This window comes from Bacillus sp. JJ722 (genome assembly GCF_036963345.1).
In the GTDB taxonomy this organism is placed as follows: domain Bacteria; phylum Bacillota; class Bacilli; order Bacillales; family DSM-1321; genus Bacillus_AD.
In genome coordinates this window covers 1-1,813 of the sequence record NZ_JBALMO010000243.1, presented here as the reverse complement: position 1 = coordinate 1,813, position 1,813 = coordinate 1, and the positions used below count along the sequence as shown (strand labels likewise).

The window sequence follows — 1,813 nt, the reverse complement described above, 5'->3', positions numbered from 1 at the left end:
GAAATGCTGAAACGGCCCGTTCAGCCCCGACAAGCATAAGACAGCTCTCAGTAGGAAATCCGGTTTTGATTTCCGGAAGAGAGATGGCTTATGACCTCGAGGGGCTGGCCGTTGAAGCTAGACACATCGAATCGCTTATCAGCTCTTCGTGTTTCCTTTATCTCAGTCGAAGGGCTCCAGTCCATACGGAGCATAACGGGCGCTTCCGCTTTTCTTGTTACATGTTTCTTCTATACTGGCCGCCTACTTCGTAGAGGGCGCGTGTGATTTGTCCAAGACTAGCTACATTTACACAATGCATTAATTCGTTGAAAATATTTTCTCCGCTTATCGCCACTTTTTTCAAGTTGTGTAAAGCTTCTTCTGTTTGGTCTTTATGCTTCGCTTGGAATGCGCGCAAATTCGTAATTTGGCCTTCTTTTTCTTCTAGTGTCGCCCTTGCCAACTCGATGTTGTTTAAATCCTCTTCTGTTGGTGGATTTGGATTCAAGTAGGTGTTTACACCGATGATTGGCAGCTCTCCAGTATGTTTCTTCATTTCATAATACATAGATTCATCCTGGATTTTTCCGCGTTGATATTGTGTTTCCATCGCTCCTAGAACACCACCGCGATCATTTAAACGCTCAAACTCTTGGAGCACTGCTTCTTCTACTAAATCCGTTAATTCTTCCACGATAAATGATCCTTGTAAAGGATTTTCATTTTTCGTTAAACCATGCTCTTTAGTGATAATCATTTGAATAGCCATCGCTCTACGAACTGACTCTTCAGTTGGAGTTGTAATCGCTTCATCATATGCATTCGTATGCAATGAATTGCAATTGTCGTGAAGCGCCATTAAAGCCTGAAGTGTAGTACGAATATCATTGAAGTCTATCTCTTGTGCGTGAAGAGATCGACCTGATGTTTGGACATGATATTTAAGCTTTTGACTACGTTCATTAGCTCCATAACGATTTCTCATTACAGTAGACCAAATTCTTCGAGCCACTCGACCAATTACTGTATATTCAGGATCTAATCCATTCGAAAAGAAGAATGATAAGTTCGGTGCAAAATCATCAATCTTCATACCTCTACTTAAATAATATTCTACATACGTAAAACCATTAGATAATGTAAACGCTAATTGAGAGATTGGGTTTGCTCCCGCTTCTGCAATATGATAGCCAGAAATCGATACAGAATAGTAATTTCTCACATTATTATTAATAAAGTATTCTTGAATATCCCCCATCATACGTAGCGCAAATTCGGTAGAGAATATACAAGTATTTTGACCTTGATCTTCTTTTAAGATGTCTGCTTGAACCGTACCACGAACTGTTTGAAGTGTATATTGCTTCACTTCTTCTTTCTCTTCAGCCGTTAAGGATCTCCCCAATTCAAGTTCTTTCTTCTCTACTTGTTGAATAATAGCTGTATTTAAGTACATAGCCAAAATAATAGGCGCTGGTCCATTAATAGTCATAGAAACAGAAGTAGATGGTAGGCAAAGATCAAAACCACTATATAACTTTTGCATATCTTCTAATGTACAAATACTAACTCCACTTTCACCAACTTTACCAAAGATATCTGGACGATGATCCGGATCTTCACCATATAAGGTAACTGAGTCGAAAGCTGTACTCAAACGCTTCGCATCATCATCTTTGGATAGATAGTGAAATCTCTTATTTGTTCTTGTAGGTGAACCTTCACCTGCAAACTGACGCTTTGGATCTTCACCTTCACGTTTGAAAGGAAACACACCAGCAGTATATGGGAAATAACCAGGTACATTTTCTTTATAAACCCACGTTAAAAT

The 1,813-nt window shown here is 39.3% G+C and carries 1 protein-coding gene; it reads right to left on the bottom strand.

Features of this window, described 5'->3' with window-relative positions; all coding sequences use genetic code 11:
* Window positions 1-217: 217 nt before the first annotated feature.
* The coding region (locus V7014_RS22645; RefSeq protein WP_335510590.1) for a methylmalonyl-CoA mutase family protein at window positions 218-1,813 on the bottom strand (1,596 nt) is incomplete at its 5' end.